Origin of the sequence: Cohnella sp. GCM10012308, assembly GCF_042649185.1 — a bacterium.
GTDB lineage: Bacteria > Bacillota > Bacilli > Paenibacillales > Paenibacillaceae > Cohnella.
The window spans coordinates 173,028-190,647 of record NZ_JBHRYU010000002.1; the positions used below are offsets into that span (position 1 = coordinate 173,028).

The 17,620-nt window shown below is 60.1% G+C and carries 14 protein-coding genes; 9 read left to right on the forward strand and 5 right to left on the reverse strand.

Annotated elements, in window-relative coordinates; all coding sequences use genetic code 11:
* Positions 1-8 precede the first annotated feature (8 nt).
* Both mtnK and mtnA read left to right on the forward strand, forming a co-directional pair.
* Positions 9-1,223 carry an S-methyl-5-thioribose kinase gene (gene mtnK / locus ACFOTD_RS04050; protein ID WP_378115979.1) on the forward strand — a complete coding sequence of 405 codons (1,215 nt, stop codon included), beginning with the start codon at positions 9-11 and terminating at the stop codon, positions 1,221-1,223.
* Positions 1,224-1,258: 35 nt separating this feature from the next.
* A complete protein-coding gene (gene mtnA, locus ACFOTD_RS04055; protein WP_378115981.1) occupies positions 1,259-2,338 on the forward strand; it encodes an S-methyl-5-thioribose-1-phosphate isomerase in 1,080 nt (359 codons plus the stop codon).
* A 63-nt stretch (positions 2,339-2,401) separates the two neighbouring features.
* On the opposite strand, the gene ACFOTD_RS04060 is transcribed toward mtnA, so the two are convergent.
* The gene (locus tag ACFOTD_RS04060; RefSeq protein WP_378115983.1) at positions 2,402-2,719 is read right to left on the reverse strand and encodes a YunC family protein; all 318 of its coding nucleotides are present in this window, start codon (positions 2,717-2,719) and stop codon (positions 2,402-2,404) included.
* Between the two features lie 187 nt (positions 2,720-2,906).
* Between ACFOTD_RS04060 and ACFOTD_RS04065 the strand changes: the two genes are divergently transcribed.
* The gene (locus ACFOTD_RS04065; RefSeq protein ID WP_378115984.1) at positions 2,907-3,329 is read left to right on the forward strand and encodes a hypothetical protein; all 423 of its coding nucleotides are present in this window, start codon (positions 2,907-2,909) and stop codon (positions 3,327-3,329) included.
* A gap of 29 nt (positions 3,330-3,358) precedes the next feature.
* On the opposite strand, the gene ACFOTD_RS04070 is transcribed toward ACFOTD_RS04065, so the two are convergent.
* From ACFOTD_RS04070 to ACFOTD_RS04085, 4 genes are all read right to left on the reverse strand, one after another.
* The gene (locus ACFOTD_RS04070; protein WP_378115986.1) at positions 3,359-5,188 is read right to left on the reverse strand and encodes a putative bifunctional diguanylate cyclase/phosphodiesterase; all 1,830 of its coding nucleotides are present in this window, start codon (positions 5,186-5,188) and stop codon (positions 3,359-3,361) included.
* Between the two features lie 142 nt (positions 5,189-5,330).
* Positions 5,331-5,723 (reverse strand): DUF423 domain-containing protein, encoded by a 393-nt coding sequence (locus ACFOTD_RS04075; protein ID WP_378115988.1) that lies wholly within the window; start codon positions 5,721-5,723, stop codon positions 5,331-5,333.
* A 211-nt stretch (positions 5,724-5,934) separates the two neighbouring features.
* Positions 5,935-8,463, reverse strand: coding sequence for a DNA topoisomerase 3 (locus ACFOTD_RS04080; protein WP_378115990.1), 2,529 nt, complete (start codon positions 8,461-8,463; stop codon positions 5,935-5,937).
* A 173-nt stretch (positions 8,464-8,636) separates the two neighbouring features.
* Complete coding sequence (locus ACFOTD_RS04085) at positions 8,637-9,152, reverse strand: DUF2569 domain-containing protein (protein ID WP_378115992.1); 516 nt, start codon at positions 9,150-9,152, stop codon at positions 8,637-8,639.
* A gap of 228 nt (positions 9,153-9,380) precedes the next feature.
* Here ACFOTD_RS04085 and ACFOTD_RS04090 point away from each other — a divergent pair, with 228 nt between their 5' ends.
* The 6 genes from ACFOTD_RS04090 (at position 9,381) to ACFOTD_RS04115 (ending at position 17,615) form a co-directional block, all read left to right on the forward strand.
* Positions 9,381-11,003, forward strand: a complete 1,623-nt coding sequence (locus tag ACFOTD_RS04090) for a response regulator (protein WP_378115994.1) — start codon at positions 9,381-9,383, stop codon at positions 11,001-11,003.
* A 1-nt stretch (position 11,004) separates the two neighbouring features.
* Positions 11,005-12,792: a sensor histidine kinase gene (locus ACFOTD_RS04095; protein ID WP_378115996.1), complete on the forward strand. Its 1,788-nt coding sequence runs from the start codon at positions 11,005-11,007 to the stop codon at positions 12,790-12,792.
* A gap of 2 nt (positions 12,793-12,794) precedes the next feature.
* The gene (locus ACFOTD_RS04100; RefSeq protein WP_378115998.1) at positions 12,795-13,781 is read left to right on the forward strand and encodes a substrate-binding domain-containing protein; all 987 of its coding nucleotides are present in this window, start codon (positions 12,795-12,797) and stop codon (positions 13,779-13,781) included.
* Positions 13,782-13,821: 40 nt separating this feature from the next.
* Complete coding sequence (locus ACFOTD_RS04105; RefSeq protein WP_378116000.1) at positions 13,822-15,105, forward strand: extracellular solute-binding protein; 1,284 nt, start codon at positions 13,822-13,824, stop codon at positions 15,103-15,105.
* A 127-nt stretch (positions 15,106-15,232) separates the two neighbouring features.
* Positions 15,233-16,627: an ABC transporter substrate-binding protein gene (locus tag ACFOTD_RS04110; RefSeq protein ID WP_378116001.1), complete on the forward strand. Its 1,395-nt coding sequence runs from the start codon at positions 15,233-15,235 to the stop codon at positions 16,625-16,627.
* An 82-nt stretch (positions 16,628-16,709) separates the two neighbouring features.
* Positions 16,710-17,615 carry a carbohydrate ABC transporter permease gene (locus ACFOTD_RS04115; protein ID WP_378116003.1) on the forward strand — a complete coding sequence of 302 codons (906 nt, stop codon included), beginning with the start codon at positions 16,710-16,712 and terminating at the stop codon, positions 17,613-17,615.
* Positions 17,616-17,620 lie beyond the last annotated feature (5 nt).

Sequence of the window (17,620 nt, forward strand, 5' to 3'; positions counted from 1 at the left end):
GCCCTGTCATGAGCAAGTATCACCCGCTGAGCGAAGCGGAAGCCGTCGAGATCGCCCGCTCGATCGTCGAAGTATTTCCAACAGGAGAAGAGCTCGTTTCCCGCGAGATCGGGGACGGCAACCTGAATCTCGTCTTCCATATTACGCAGCCGGCGACCGGACGCAGCATCATCGTCAAGCAAGCGCTCCCTTACGTCAAAATTATCGGCGATTCTTGGCCGCTCAGTCTCGACCGCGCGCGAATCGAAGGCGAAGCGCTGATCAAGCAGGGCGAGCTCGCCCCCGGCCTCGTGCCGGTCGTGTTCCGCTCCGACGCCGATATGGCGCTCACGATCATGGAAGACCTGAGCGATCATGTTATTATGCGCAAAGGCTTGATCGAAGGCGGCGTTTATCCCGATTTTGCCGAGCATCTCGCGGAGTTCCTGTCCCGCACCCTGTTCTTCACCTCGGATCTCGGCATGAACCAGCAGGACAAGAAGGTACAGCTCGGCCGTTTCATCAATCCCGATCTGTGCAAGATTACGGAAGACTTCGTCCTTAGTTTCCCTTATTACGACGCGGAATCCAACAACATCGAGCCGTACCTTCGCGACGCCGCCGAGGCCGTCTGGGGCGACGAAGAGCTGCTGCTCGAGGCTGCCAAGCTGCGCGAGAAGTTCCTGACCCAAGCGCAAGCGCTGCTTCATGGGGACCTGCACACGGGCAGCATCTTCGTCACGCCGGCATCGACCAAGGTCATCGATCCCGAATTCGCCTATTACGGCCCGATGGGCTTCGATATCGGCGCAACGGTCGCGAACCTGCTGTTGAACTTTGCGGGGCAAGAGCACTGGAGTCCGGACGAAGCCGGCCGACGAGACCGCAGAGCCTATCTGACCAAGACGATTACGGACCTGTGGACCCGGTTCGAGGACAAATTCCGCGCGCTGTGGGACGAGCACGGAACCGACAAGCGGCTTAGCGTCCCCGGCTATCAGGACGATTATATGAAACGCCTCTTGCAGGATACGATCGGCTTCGCAGGCGCCAAGGCGCTAAGACGCATCTACGGGCTCGCGCAAGTCGCCGATATCGCCACGATTCCCGATCAAGCAGCGCGCGAACGGGCGCAGCGTCTTGCGATCGACATCGCCCGCAACTTGATCGTGTCCAACCGCAGCGCAACGTCGATCGAGGATCTCGTCCGGATTGCCGAGACAGCTGCCGGCTATCGCAGCTAAACAAACGACTAACTAGAGCATAAGGAGAATAATCGATGAGCGACATACAACAATCGGGCGCCCCGATTAAAGGCGTGCTGGAACCGATCCGGTGGAACGAGGGAACGCTGGAGCTGCTTGATCAGCGGCTGCTGCCCGAGCAAACGGTATATTTGACCCTGTCGACCGTGCAGGAAGTATGGGACGCCATTCGCAATTTGGCCGTCCGCGGCGCGCCTGCGATCGGCATCTCCGCGGCGTTCGGCGTGGTGCTCGGCGTCCAGCATTTTCCGGGTCCCGCGACTGCGATGGCCGACGAGGCGCTTCGTCACGCCGCCCACCTCGCAACGTCAAGGCCGACGGCCGTTAACCTGTTCTGGGCGCTCGACCGGATGAAGGAGCGCGCGAAGACGCTGGCAGCTTCCGGCGTATCGACCCGCGAAGCCGCAGAGGCTCTGCTCGCCGAAGCGAAGCTGATTCAAGCGGAGGACATCGAGACCAACCGTCGCATCGGCGAGCACGCGCTCACGCTGTTCGAGGACGGCATGGGCGTGCTCACCCACTGCAATGCAGGGGGACTTGCCACATCCAAGTACGGCACGGCGCTTGCCCCCTTCTACCTTGCGCTGGAGCAAGGCATCGCGCTTAAGGTGTACGCGGACGAGACGAGGCCGGTGCTGCAAGGCGCGCGCCTCACCGCATTCGAGCTGCAGCAGGCCGGCGTAGACGTGACTTTGATCACGGATAACATGGCTGCTCACGTTATGTCCAAAGGCTGGGTACAAGCCGTCATCGTCGGCACCGACCGGGTCGCGGCGAACGGCGACGTAGCGAACAAGATCGGCACCTACGGCGTTGCCGTGCTCGCGAAGGCGCACAACATTCCGTTTTACGTGGCTTGTCCGATGTCCACGATCGACCTGTCGACGCCGACCGGCGCCAGCATCCCGATCGAGGAGCGGCATGCGGACGAAGTGACCGTCGGCTTCGGCAAGCGGACAGCGCCCGAAGGCGTCAAAGTTTACAATCCCGCTTTCGATGTCACGCCAAGCGAGCTCGTAACGGCTATTATCACCGAGAAAGGCATCGTCACTGCGCCTTACGACATCGGCCTTCGCAAGCTGTTCGAAGAATAAAGCAGTGTCGACGACCAAATGCGGTTACTCGGAGAGTAACCGCATTTGCCATCCGACTGCCTGTTATTGCGCGGACAACGAAGCCATGCGAGCAATAGCTTCACGGCCCTGCATGCCGGGGACGATGCCTGCACGCTCGGCTTCGTGAGTGACGGATTCCAGCGGCGCGTCCAGCAGCTGATCGAGCGTCTTTACGCCGACCGCGCGGCCGGCGAGTATGCCTCTGTCTTTGAGTTTGTCGTTCAACAAAGCGACGTCAAGCGCGCCGCACATAATGTAACCGTCTCCAATCGTCACGGCCAGCAGCGTCGTTTTCGGGAGCAGCACCTCGACGCCGAGCGCGGTATACCCGTCGATGACGATCGGCACCAGTTTGATCATTATCGTTCACCTCCAACGGATACGATGAGGAGCGCGGCTATCTGAGTTCAGCATATGCTCCCTTCGACCCATCAGGACATAGACTGGTACCCAAAATAATACTATGTCGAGCCTAGCATTCATGATATATTATTCCTAGCAAACCTGATCCCATGGATACAGATCGTCGTTAGATAGGGGGCAACTCATGACTAAAGTTCCAGACAACAACCCAGAACGTTCCTATCTATTCTCTGTTGATATCCTGGTGAAGGCTGGCACGAACGGGGAAGCGCTCGAGAGGCTGCTGAGTTCATTGAACGCGGGAGGCTATTCCGACTTTCGCATTCAGTCCGGCATCGTGCTCGGCGAAACCATTCAACATGAATTAAAGGCAGCGAAAACCAAACACCAGGTACTTACGGAATCGCTCGATTCGCGGATTCGCGAATATATCAAAACTTCCCGCTTGATCCGGATCACAGTGAACCGGCCCAAGGGCGACAAGCTAAGCGTTCCTTGCCGGGTCGTCAACTTCGATCCGGACAACGAGCTGCTGACCGTTTACCATGTCGACGAAAAAAGCGTCTACTCCTTCCGACTTAACGAGATCGACGACTTTGCAGATTAACGGCATATGCAAAACAAACGCCGCAGCCCTCAATGGGCCGCGGCGTTGTTGTTGTTGTCTAAGACGGCTATGGACAAGCTGTGGTCGCGGCCCAGCATCGCGCCGGCCTCTTCGGCAGGAAGCGGGGGGCTTCCGTAATAGCCTTGCATCTCGTCGCAGGCATGCTGCTGCAGGAACAGCACTTGCTCCTCGGTCTCTACGCCTTCGGCGATGACGCCGATCTGCAAATTGTGCGCCATGGCTATGATCGCGGCGACGATCGCCCTATCGTTGGGGTCCTGATGGATATCCCTTACGAACGAGCGGTCGATCTTCAAGCAATCGATGGGCAGCCGCTTGAGGTAGCTGAAAGAGCTGTAGCCCGTTCCGAAATCGTCCACGCTGATCCCGACGCCCAAGTCGCTGAGCGACTCCAGAATCGCGGTAGCTCTCTCGACGTCCATGGCGATGCTCTCCGTGATCTCCAGCTTCAGATAGGGGGCCGCCAGTCCCGTTTCGTTCAGAATCTCGGCAATTCGCCCGACCAGATTGGGCTGCGCGAACTGTCGGATCGACAAATTGACGGAAATCGGATAGGAAGGGAGTCCTGCTCGCTGCCAGACGCGATTCTGCCTGCATGCCTCAAAGAGCACCCAATCCCCGAGCGTCATGATCAGTCCGCTTTCCTCGGCCGCCGGGATGAAATGAGAAGGCGGAACCATGCCCCGTTCCGGATGACGCCACCGGATCAGCGCTTCGAAGCCGACAAGCCGCCCGCTTCGAAGATCGTACTGAGGCTGATAGTACAGCAGGAATTGACGGCGGCTCATCGCCTCCATCAGCTCGTGCTGTAGCGTCAGCTTGTTAATCGCCGTATGCTCGAAGGCGGGATCGTAGAGCAGGCAGCCGTTGCGCCCGTTTTCCTTGAGCCGGTGCAGGGCGGTGTCGGCTTGCTTGAGGAGTACGTTCGCGTCCGGATATTCGGAGCTGCAGGTCGCCAGACCTACGCTGACCGTCACGTGAACCGTGACGCCGCCAAGCTCGAACGGCGCCTCGAATTGCTTCATCAACCCTTCGATCCGCAGGATGGCCTGATCGTCCTGATCGAAGCCGGCGAACATGCCGACGAACTCGTCGCCCTCCACGCGGGCGATATCGGTCGAATCCGGGAACCAGCGCGTCAGCCTCTCCGCGACCTGAAGCAGCAGCATATCGCCATAATCCCGGCCGTAGGACGCGTTGACCAGCTTGAAACGGTCGATGTCCATATACCAGACGGCAACCCGGCTCCCCGATCGGCCTGCGGCGTGCAGCCGCTCCGTTAACCGGTTCATGAAAAATCGGCGGTTCGGCAAGCCCGTCATATCGTCGTAATAGGCCATGTACCGGATTCGTTCCATCGAGCGCTTCTGATCGCTTTGGTCCTGGGTAAATACGACGATGCCCGCGATGGCGCCTTCGCGCATATAGGGACTCGTCTCGACATGCGCCTCGATGGCCGCTCCGTCCGAGCGCAGCAGCTTGACGTCCGCGACGCACTTCTCTCCGCGCAGCGTGCGAGCGAAGATAGATGCGGCTTGACCGGCCGAGTCCGCATGAATGATGTCCCGGAAATGAAGACCGAAAACGCGATCGGAGGAGGTGCCCAGCATGGGGAGAAGCTGTCTGCTAATATTTTCCACGACACCGTTGCTATTGATGATCGTGAGCGAGATCGGGCTCTCCCGCAGCAGGTTGATCCAGTCGGAATCGACGGCATTTGCGATCGTGCGCGATCGCTGCCGCTCTCGCCGAAGCAAAAAGAGTAAGACGGCGGCGGTTCCGAGCAGCAGCGCAGCGAAGACGGCCGCCGCGAGCGCAAGCGCGCTCCAATGATCCATAATACGCCCCCTCTTTCTCTATGGAAAATCGTCCGCTTGCAGTTTGCTATAGGTATCATTATAGTGCAAACTTTCCAATCGTACAGCATTATTCCATTGAAGAAAGCGAAGCGCCGTTAAAAAGGGAAAATTTTGAGGCTATTCAGGCAGCGCTTCGTCCGCCTTTGAAAGCCGCAATTGCCAGACATGCCCATCCGGCCAGAAAAGCGACGCCCCCAAGCGGCGTAATCGCGCCCAGCCAGTCGGTGCTGCTGAGGGCCAGAATATACAGGCTGCCGGAAAACAAGACGGTTCCGATCAGCAGCAGCCGTGCCGCCCAGCGCATCAGCTTAATCGCCGACGGAAGCCGCTCCGACAGCAGCGCCACCAGCAATAAGCCGAGGCCATGGTACATTTGATAGCGCACGCCGGTCTCGAACACTTCCAGGTAATGCTCCGACAGCGTCTCCTTGAGCGAATGGGCGCCGAACGCTCCGAAAGCTACGGCTAGACCGGCGACGATGGCGCCAATGCCGATATATTTTTTGAGTAGCATCTTCTTACCTCCGTTAGGTTGAGCTGGAATGAACTTGATGTTAGCGCGAAAACGCGCTGCAACGCCGGGATAGGCGGTTAGGCCGTGCATTGCGGGTAAGCGGGCTTCGCTGTCGGAGATACGCGTTTATATCGTGTATCTCGGTGGAGCACGGCGCTGCATTATGCGAGATACACGGTTTTTCCGTGTATCTCGCTGGGCAAACTCGCACTTAGTCCTCGATCGCCAGTCGGCCGGTAGTCGGATCCGCCAGCACGATTCGCCCTTCTCGCATCGTGCCGGCTTCGTCCCGCAGGTTCAGCTTGGACGTGCGGCCCGTCCGAATCAGCTCGGCGACAAGCCGGTCGTCCAGCGTCAGCCCGAAGCTGTCGCGCCAGATGACGAAGCCGCACCCCGACTTGTACTCGCTGCAGCCGTAACCCTTGCGGCCCATGAAGATCGAACCGCCGCAGCCAGGACGCGGGCACTTGGCAATGACGGCAGGCCCGGCTGAACGCGGAGCCGCCGATCCGGTCGTCGCTGCCGAGGCAGCGGACGCAGCCGGCCTCGCCGATGCGCGCGACGCGAGCGCCCCCGTAGCGGCCGCGCGCGACTTGGCGCCTGTCGCCACGGACGCTCCGCTTTTAACGCCAGCCGAGCGTCCGGCTGTCGCCGCTCCCGCGCCTTCATGCCCTTCGGCGCCTTGACTGCCGGCGCCCTTGGCCCGACTGCGCGTCGTTGCGCCGCCCGCGCGATCGCCGCCGTCGGCCCGGGCTTTGCCCTTGCCGCGGCCCCGCGCGCCACCCGCCGCCTCGGCATCGCCGGCCTCTTTGCTTTTCCCGCGCCCGCGGCCCGCAGCCGGCTCCGGCTTCGCAAACGCCGCCTTCGTCGCAGGCGGCTGAACGCGGACCTTATCGACGATAAGCCGCGTGAACTTCTGCACGTTGGCCATGAACACGTCCGCGGACGCTTGTCCGCGCGAAATCTCGGCGAGCCGACGCTCCCACTGCCCCGTCATCTCCGGCGAGGCGAGCAGCTCGACGCCCGCTCCCCGAATCAACTGGATCGCCGATCGTCCCTTGGGCGTGATGACGATACGTTTGCCCTGCATGTCCACGTAGCCGACCTGCTTCAGCCGCTCGATCGTCGCCGCGCGCGTCGCAGGCGTGCCGAGGCCCGAATCCTTCATCGCGTCGCGCAGCTCCTCGTCCTCGATCTGCTTGCCCGCGCTCTCCATCGCCTTCAGCAGCGTCCCCTCGGTATACGGCTTGGGCGGCTGCGTCTCTTTCTCCTTGGCCTCGGATTCGACGCACTGCACGGGCAACTCCGCCTGCAGCGAGAACTCGCCGCTCGTCTCCACTTCTTCGCCGCGCTCGGACTCCGCATCGTCTTCCTTGCCTGTCGAAGGCGCATCCGCCTTTCCCTTCTTCGCGCCTCCGCCCGACGGCGCGCCTCCGCCCGCGTCTTCGTATACAACCTTCCATCCCTTGGCGATCAGCTGCTTGACCGTCGTCTTGAACGTCTCGCCCGCGACCTCCGTCAGCACCGTATGCATCTTGAACTCCGCCGGCGGGTAGAAGTGCGAGACGAACCGGCGCACGATCATCTCGTACAGCTTGCGCTCGTCCGGCGACAAAGCCCCCGCCTTCTTGGCGGTCGGCATGATCGCGTGGTGATCTTCGACCTTGGACGGGTTGCAGACGCTTTTGTTACCGGTGTGAACGAGCCGCTTGTTGCCGCCGGCAGCGATCGCCTCGTAGTCCGTCCCACGCAGCGCGTCGAGCGCCTTGTGCATCTCCGGTATATTTTCGTTGTTCACGTAGTTGGAGTTGGTCCGGGGATACGTAATGACCTTATGCTTTTCGTAAAGCGCCTGCGCAACGTCGAGCGTCTTCTTGGCCGAAAAGCCGAGCTTGCCGTTCGCCTCGCGCTGCAGCAGCGTGAGGTCGTACAGCCGCCAAGGATACTCCTTGGTATCCTTCACCTCGTAGCTCGCGATTTTCCCCTCTTTGCCCCGCACCTTGTCCGCGATCGCCTTGGCCTTGTCGCCGTCCGAGATCCGATCCCCTTGCCATAGTCCGCGATATTCGGTATCGCCCTGGACGAACTGCGCCGACACCTCGTAAAACTTGAGCGAGTCGAATGATTCGATCTGCACCTGGCGGTCATAGATCAGCGCGAGGACCGGCGTCTGCACCCGGCCGACGGACAGCAGCTCGTTGTGCCGGGTCGTAAAGGCGCGAGAGCCGTTCATGCCGATAAGCCAATCCGCTTCGCTGCGGGCCCTGGCCGCGCGCGTCAGATTCTCGTACTCGGCGCCTTCCTTCAGCTCCGCGAATCCCTTGCGGATCGTCTCGGCCGTCAGATCCGAGATCCACAGCCGCTTGACCGGCTGCGACAGCCCGAGATGCCGCTGGATCAGCGAAAAAATGTGCTGGCCTTCCCGTCCGGCGTCGCATGCGTTGACCAGCCTGTCGCAGCGCTTCGCCACCTCGCGGATCGTCTCCAGCTGGTCTTTGGTCCGCGGGTTGGGCAGCAGCTTGAACCGGTCGGGGATGATCGGAAGATCGCCGAGCCGCCACTTTTTGTACTTATCGTCGTACAGATCCGGCTCTGCGAGTCCGATCAGGTGTCCGATGGCCCACGTGACGATGTATTGTTCTCCTTCAAGGTAGGAGCGTCTGTTCTGGGCCTTCGGCTCGATGACGGCGGCAATATTGCGGCCCATATCCGGCTTCTCCGCGATGACCAGCGTCTTCAACGGCGCTCTCCTCCTGTCTGGCAATTGTCGATGCGCAAAACGAACCCCCGGCTGACAGAGGACCGTCGTCCGGGGGCGTGCTTCGCCGCGTTCGCGCTACTATTCAAATGATAACACGGCGGCGACATTTTGCGCCACAGCGTGGCCGCTCGCGATGAATAAAGCAATGATCGCTAGCGGAGGAACGTATTGGCTACGCGCTCGGACCGCAGGAAATACGGAATCCAGATCGAGCAGGTCACTACCGCTCTAAACGTGTCGCGAAGCGAATTGTCGAGGTCAAGCCCGACATCCGACGAGATCGTTTGGACCAGGGCATAATCAGCTATGCCGCCCAACAGACTGACGCTGTAATAAACGATCATGAGCTTGGGAAATATTCGTTTTCGCATGTACATAAACGCCAGGCAGAAGATGGTCATTACGAACATCCCCAAGTTGAAGACAGCTTCAAATAGGATTGCGGGCTTCCAGAGCACGTGATAGAGATCTGCCCCCTTAGACGTAAGCGCGTTCCATGTCTCGCTCTCGAAGGATGGAATCGTATACTGGTTAATCTGGATGACGAGCTGAATCAGCGTCACATAGAGGCCGATCTGGATCAGGATCAGCCACCCGCCCAGCCCCGAGACCCCGAGTCTCAAGGGTGTATGGGCGGGCTCTTGCTGATCCGCGGGCAAAAAGGACATGTTTCGTCTCCTACTTTCATTTAAATGGCATGATATGGAATTATATCTACTTGATTGGGTTTTGAACAGTAAAATTTGCAAAATGGCATGATGCATGCCTGCCCGCTTAAACGGGGGACCAGCCTGAATAATCGATTATTGCCCCCTGAAAATCGTTTTTTTCCCCTTTCGCCGGCGCAGGTTCGATTATGATGAGAGCGAGGATTCAAGCGGAGGAGCGAACACCTTATGTACAAAGTCATCCTCGTCGACGACGAGGCGGTCGTCCGCGACGGCTTGAAAAACACGATCGATTGGCAAAAGCACGGCTTCGCGCTCGTAGGCGACTACGCCAACGGCCGTGAAGCGTGGGATGCGATCGAAGACGCGAGGCCCGATCTCGTCATTTCCGATATCAGCATGCCCTTTATGGACGGACTCGAGCTTACCGGTCTCATCGCCGCGAATTATCCTTATATCAAGGTGCTGATCCTGACCGGCTACGACCAGTTCGAATACGCGCAGCAGGCGATCCGTCTGAAGGTGTCCGACTTCATCCTTAAGCCGATTACCGCGGCTGAGATCCGGACGCTGCTGGACAAGATTCGCGCAGAGATGGACCAGGAAATGCAACGCCGCGAGGATCTCACGCGCCTGCACAGCCAGCTGCATCAGAGCCTGCCGCTGCTCAAGGAACGTTTTCTGGAGCGTCTCGTCGCGCTCGGCCTTTCCCGGCCGGAGATCGAAGAGCGATTCGCTTACTTCGGCATTCCTGCCGCTTCTCCGCCGTATCTGGCGCTGGCTGCGGACATCGACGATTTCGGCGATCGGGAGACCCACTTCAGCGACGCGCACGACGCGGAGTTTCTTCGCTTCGCCGCCTACAATATTTTCGAGGAAACGGTGCAGGGCCGCGAAGACGTCCTGCTGTTCCGCACGCGGGAGGAGCGAATGGTCGCCGTCCTCTTCGGCCACGAGGACGAGAGTGCGCTCTACGAGCAGGCGTTCGGCATCGCCGAGGAGGTCAGGCATCACGTGGACCGGTTCCTCGGCTTCACGCTTACCGTCGGCATCGGCAGGCCTTGCGCTTCGGCGGAGCAGCTGCCGCAGTCGTACCGCGGGGCGCTGTCGGCGCTGGACTACCGCTTCCTGATGGGTAAAAACCGCGTGCTGGGCATCGCCGACCTGGAGGGCGAGCCGCCCGCCGCGCCTTCGCCGGACGACGGGTGCCGCCGTCTTGCCGCCGCCGTGCGGACGGGCTCGTCCGCCGAAGCTTACGCGCATATTGAAGACAGCGTACGCGAGCTTAAAATGTCGCGGCTGCCGATCGAAGCCTGTTTTCTTCATATGCAGAAGCTCGTCCTGACGTTGACCGACGTCATGCAGGAAATGGGGATTCGCAGCGGCTCGGAGGCGCTCCCGCTCTGGCTCACCGACGTTTATAAATTCAAGACGCTCGACGAGATCGAACACTGGCTCAAAGAGATCGTCGCGGCCATGATAGAGGCCGCGGCGAGCAGCCGCAACCGGTTCATTCGCGAGCAGATCGGCAAGGCAACGGCCTATATCGAAGCCAATTATCCGAGCGACAAGCTGACCCTGCAGGAGATTTGCAGGCATGTCCTGATGAGTACGAGCTACTTCAGCCAAATGTTTAAGCAGCACACAGGCGAGACGTTCGTCGAATATTTGACCCGGGTGCGGATGGACAAGGCCAAGACGCTGCTTCGGACGACGCCGCTCAAGTTTTACGAGATTGCCGGCAAGGTCGGGTACGCCGATCCGAATTACTTCAGCCTGCTGTTCAAAAAGCATGCCGGCATGTCGCCTCGGGACTACCGCGATCTCTCGGACCGGGAGGAGCGCCGCTGACATGCTGAGAAAATTCAGGCCTTTTCTGCCGATTTTCCCGCTCAAGAGCATTCAGGCCAGCATCGCCGTCGCCTTCTCCTGCCTCATCCTGCTGACGATCGCCGCGACGACCTTCTTCAGCTACCGATTGTCCGCCGGCGCCGTCCGGCACAACTCCGAGAACTACATTGAGGAGGTCATCAAGCAGGTCAACACGAACATTCAATCCTACGTCGACAACATGGAGAACATTTCCCTGCTCGCATTGACGAACAAGGACGTCAAATACTACATTTCCAGCAACAGCTTTATTACCGACGAAGAGCGACGGCCGTACGAAAAACGCATTTCGGATCTGTTCCAATCCATTTTGTACACCCGCAAGGATATCGCCTCCATCATGGTGTTCGGCTACAACGGACGGTACGTGAGCGACCGCCGCATCACGACGCTGAACCCGAACGCGCCGCCCAAGGAGCAGTCCTGGTATATCGGCGCCCGCCAGGCCGGGGGCAAGTCCGTCATCTCCGCGCCGCATGTGCAAAACATCATCAAGGACGAATACCGCTGGGTCGTATCGCTCTCGCGCGAGCTGAAAAATACGGACGGAATCACCGCGGACGGCATTTTCCTCGTCGATCTGAACCTGAGCGTGGTTAGCGACCTGCTGAGACGAATCGACATCGGTAAAAAGGGTTACGTGTTCATCGTCGACCGGGAGGGCGACATCGTCTACCATCCTCAGCAGCAGCTCATCTACAGCTCCCTGCGGACGGAACGCATCGCGGACGTGCTGCGGGCACCTAGCGGCACCTCCTTCGCAGTAGACGACGAGAACGGCAAGCGCTTCTACTCGGTGCAGGACACGAACTTCGGCTGGAAGATCGTCGGCGTCGCTTATGCAGGCGACCTGATCGGATACAAGGAGACGCTTCGCAATTCGCTGCTCATCTCCCTGATCGGCATCGCGGTCGCGCTCCTGCTCTCGGTGGCGCTCTCCCACCGGCTGTCGAGGCCGATCCGCAACCTGCAGCGGAACATGCGGCTCGTGGAAAAAGGCAATTTCGAGGTCAAGGCGCCGGTACGGCAGATGGACGAGATCGGACAGCTCAGCCGGACCTTCAACATGATGGTCGGCCAGATCAAAAACCTCATGTCCGAGGCCATTTCCACGCAGGAAAACAAGCGCAAGAGTGAGCTCGCCCTGCTGCAGTCGCAGATCAATCCGCACTTCCTGTACAACACGCTGGATTCGATCGTCTGGATGGCCGAGCAGAAGCAGCACGAACAGGTCGTGCTCATGACGTCCGCGCTCGCCCGCCTGTTCCGCGCGAGCATCGCCAAAGACCAGGAGCTCGTGACGATCAGCGTGGAGCAGGAGCATATCCGCAGCTACATGCTGATCCAGAAAATGCGCTACGCGAACCAGCTCGAATACCGGATCGAATTCGAGGAAGCCATTCTGAAGTACAAGACGCTCAAGATTCTGCTCCAGCCTTTCGTGGAGAATGCGATCTACCACGGCATCCGCAACCTGCCGGAGAAAGGAACGATCGTCGTCAGCGGCAGGGAACAGGACGGCGCGATCGTCTTCGAGGTGGAGGACGACGGCGTCGGGATGACCGCCGAGACGATCGAGAAAATCTGGAATCCCGCGCCGGTCGAGGCCGGGTTGGCCAAAGGGATCGGCGTCGGCAACGCGCACGAGCGCATCCGCCTGTTCTTCGGTCCGGCGTACGGCATCTCCATCAAGAGCGAGCCTTATGAAGGAACGCGCGTCACGATCAAAATACCGAAGGTGGAAAACTAGCGATGCGCAATCATAAATACGCCTGGGCGTTGACCTTGCTGCTAGCTGCGGCCGCGCTCTGCGCAGGCTTGTATATCAAGCTCTTCTATTTCGCCGAGGGCGGCGACCGCTCCGTCTCCGTCGTGCTCAAGTCGAGCAGCGTGCGCTCGAACTTCTGGCAGGCCGTCAGCGCGGGCGCCGCGGCGGCCGCCAAGGAATCGGGCGCGACGATCGATATTCAGGGCCCGCTGGAGGAGACGGATGCGGATACGCAGGTCCGTCTTCTCCAGGATGCGTTGGCCGCCCGCCGCTCCTCCGTCGTCGTCGCCCCCGTCGACGATCCGCGCGTCTCCGAGGCGGTGCAAGCGATCCGCAAGGCGGGTATCCGGGTCGTCGTCATCGACATGCCGCTTCAGTCGGGGACGGCGCCGGTGTCCGTGCTGAACGATCACCGCGAAGCCGGAAGGCAAGCCGGCGAGGCAGCCGCCGATCTGGCGGACGGACGGCCGAACGTCGCGATCGTTAGCGACTTCGAGCGCTCTCGCGTATCCGGCGAGCGCGAGGCAGGCGTCAGGGAAGCGGTTAACGGGTATCCGGGCGGCGCGACGGAGATTTATTACTGCGAGGATTCGGAGGATAAGGCTTACGAGATCATGAAAGCCGTGCTCGCCATGCCGGAGCCCCCGAGCGTCGTGGTCGCGCTGAACGAGACGGCGGCCCTCGGCGCGGCCCGCGCGATCATAGAGGCCGGGGACCAGCGAATCAAGCTGATCGGCTTCGATAGCTCGGTGTACGAGATCCGGCTGCTCGAGGACGGCGTCATGAGCGCGCTTATCGTGCAGAAGCCGTTCAACATGGGGTACTTGGGCGTGAAGGCGGCGCTGAAGCGCGCGGAACCGCGAGGCGCAAGCCGGGTCTCGTACACGGATTCGGTCGTGGTGACCAAGTCCAACATGTATGCGCCGGAAAATCAGAAGTTGCTTTTCCCGTTCGACGGCGACGGCAGCTAGTCGACGGAATCATCTCATCCACCTCAAAGGAGGCATCCACATGCCAAGCCTCTATCGCGCGGCAGCCGCGGGATTGGTCGCCGCAGCATGCCTCGCGCTCCCGCTCGGCGCCTGCGCCAAGCGGCAGCCTGCGCCTGCCGCGCCTGCGGAGCCCAAGCAATCGCTCATCCGGTTCGTCGCCGCGGAGTACAGCACGGAGACGAAGGCGAATCTCGAGAAGCTCGTCCACGAATTCGAGCTCAAAAATCCGGACATTATCGTCGAGCTGCAGGTCGCAAATTGGAACGTGCTGGACGGCATCTACACCGCGATGATCAGCCGCAACCAGCCGCCGGACTTGCTCAACACGAACGTCTACGCGCATTTTTCCAAAGCCGGCATCCTGAACGATCTAAGCGAGATCGTCTCGCCTGGGCTGCTGTCCAAGTTTTATCCGAATCTGGCCGCCATGGACCGGCTCGACGACAAACAATACGCAATCCCCTATGTCGCCTCTGTCCGCAATCTGTACTACAACAAGAAGCTGTTCGCAGCCGCAGGCATCGGGCAGCCGCCGGCCACCTGGTCCGAGCTCGAAGCGAGCGCGCGCAAGCTCGTCTCCGCAGGTGACGCTCGCGGCTTCGGCGTCGACCTGACGGACGACGAGGTGCAAGCTTATCTTTCCTACTTTTTTTTCGGAGCGGGGGGCGACTGGATCAAGGACGGGCGCTGGGCACTCAACTCGCCGGCCAACGTTGAGGCGCTGACCTATCTCAAGCATCTGTACGACGAAGGGCTGACCGACCAGGAGCCGACCGTGACGACGCGGGACGAAAAGCAGCGCATCATGGGCGACGGCAAGCTCGGCATGATGATCTCGGGCAATTACTTCTCGTCCGTCGTGCCGCGCGAATTTCCGGGCTTTGAATGGGGATCGGGACCGATACCGGTGAAGGACGGGCAGGCGCCCGTCTCGTTCGGCGTGCAGGACGTGCTCGTCTCGTTCAAGACGGACCATACGGACCCGGTCGCCCTGTCCAAGTTCCTCGACTTCCTCTACGACGACGCGAACTACGGAGACATGGTCGTGCGCGAAGGCCTTATCCCGGTGACGTCGACGGTCGGCGATACGCTGTCGGCCGACGATCCTTCGATGAAGCGCGATATCGCCGCCCTGGCGGCGGCCAAGTTCTACCCGATCCAGGAGCCCGCCTGGCAAGCCGTCCTCGACAAGACGCGCAAAATGGGAGACGCAGTGCTGTTCGACCACCTCTCGCCAAAGGCCGCGCTGGACCAGCTGCAATCGTTCGCGATCACCCGCAGCGCCGCCTACGCCGCCCAGTAATACATCATAAGATCCTCTAGATTTCCCGGAATATATTCGATAGAGCCCCGGCGCCCTCCCCGGTATGATGATTGCAGGCGCCAAGTTAAGCGACCGTATCATCCATATCCGGGGAGGGTTTTGCTGCATGGTATTGGTATTGAACAAAAAGATGGCGGCCGTCGGGCTGGCCGCCGCGATGGCGGTGCTGCCGCTCGCGGGCTGCGGCTCGAACGACAAGGATAACGGCGCGGGGAGCCCTTCCTCCGCCGCGGCGACCGCTTCGGCAAGCGCATCGGCCGCTCCTAGCGCTTCTGCCGGCGCTAGCGGCGAGGCCGCGGCGACGAAGCTGACCGGCGACTTCGAGATCCAATACTTCGTCGGCGGCTACGGCGACAAGTGGTGGAAAAAAGTGATCGCCGACTTCAAGGCGGCCAATCCCGACCTGAACGTCATCGAGAGCGGAGGCCCCAAGATCAACGAGCAGAACAAACCGCGCTGGATCGGCGGCAATCCGCCGGACTTCGTCTACATCGACGGCGCGGGACTGAACGACCGCCAGATGGTCGAGGACGGCCAGGTCGAAGACCTGACCGAATGGTACAAGACGGCGAAAAACGTGGACGGCACCTTGATTAAGGACATTCTGGCGCAGCAGCCGCAGCAATATGACGGCAAAATCTACAACATCCCGCTCGTCCTGAACTCGTGGGGGATCTTCTGGGATAAGGCGCTGTTCAAGGAAAAAGGCTGGACCGAGCCGACCGACTACGATTCGTTCATCGCTGCCGCGGATACGATCAAGGCCGCCGGCGTCACGCCTTTTATCCATACCGGCAAATACCCGTATTACATCCAGGACGCCTTCCTCTTCCCCGCGATCGTCTCGGCGAACAACGACGACTATAAAATTTTGCAGGACATGGCGGATTCGAAGGTCGACGCGTTCAAGAGCCCGGCCGTCATGGCCGGCTTGAACAAGATCGTGGAGCTGCGTGACAAGGGCTTCATCGACAAGGCTTCCATTCAAATCAACCACACGGATTCGCAAATGTCGTTCCTGCAACACAAAGACGCGTTCATTCCGAACGGCCTCTGGCTGCCGAACGAGATGAGCAAGGACATTCCGTCCGGCTTCGACTTCGGGTTCATCCCTTCGGTCACGCAGAAGGCCGGCGGCAAAGTCGTCGCCAACACGTCCACCGCGTCGGTCGCGATCGCGAGCAAGGCGAAGAACAAGGAAGCGGCCAAGGCATTCCTGTCCTTCATCTTCTCCGAGGCGCAAGCTTCGCAGTGGGCAGAGCTGAGCGGCGCGCCGTCCAACATCAAAGGCGACATATCAAGCTCCAGCGCGCCGAACTTCGTCAAGGACGCGGCCAAGTTCCTGACCGACCCGAACACGGTCGTCATCCCGATGATCACGTTTAACGCAGACGTCGAGAAAGTCATGTGGGACGCGACCGACGCGCTCTCGATCGGCAAAATCACGCCGGACGAATGGGTAAAGCGCGTGACCGACGCCGCCGCCAAGGTCAGCAAATAAAAAAACATCCATGCTTTAGGCTCGAGGAGGCCCGGCAGCCGGGTCTCCTTCGGCTCATGGATAGGAAAGGACGGGGGCCTACTTGAAGACATCCGGTACCGCCAAATGGCAGCGCGGCTTGTTCATCGCCAGCTTTACGATTCCGACGCTTGCGTTTTTCTGCGTATTCACCATCTATCCGGTCATCAAAGCCTTGTACTATTCGCTCTTCGACTGGTCCGGCATGTCTGATCATATGGACTTCATCGGCCTGCAAAATTTCAAGGACATGCTGCGCGACCCGATCGTCTGGCAGGCGCTTGGCAACGATTACTTCCTCGTGGCCGGCAAGATCGCCGGCATCATGCTGCTCGCGACGTTTTTCGCGGTAGCGCTCACCCGATTCGGCTTCCGAATGTCCGGCTTTTTCCGCTCGATCTACTTTATCCCGAACGTCATCTCCGTGGTCGTCATCGGCGTCCTCTGGAACTTTATATACAATCCGCAGATCGGCTTCCTGAACGCCTTCCTCTCCCTCTTTACGAAGGAGCCGGTCGCGATCACCTGGCTCGGCTTCACGTCGCATACGATCTGGATGCTGCTGCCGCCGTCGGTCTGGGCGGGAATAGGCTTCTACATGATCTTGCTCATCGCGGCGATCCAGAACGTGCCGGATTCCCTGTATGAGGCCGCCGAGCTGGAGGGCGCCAACCAATGGCACCAATTTTGCCATATCACGCTGCCGCTCGTATGGGAACAAATGAAGGTGTCCATCATCAACATCATGATGACGACGCTGAACGGCTCCTTCGTCATCGTCTGGATCATGACCGAGGGCGGCCCGGACAATACGACGCAGGTCATGGGCTCGTATTTGTACCAAATGGCGTTCCGCCAATACCACTTCGGCTTCGGCGCCGCGATCGGCGTGCTGATCCTGGTCACGTCGCTGATCACGACCGTCGCCTTGCAGCGGCTGCTTCACCGGGAAACGATCGAGATGAGTTAGGGGGA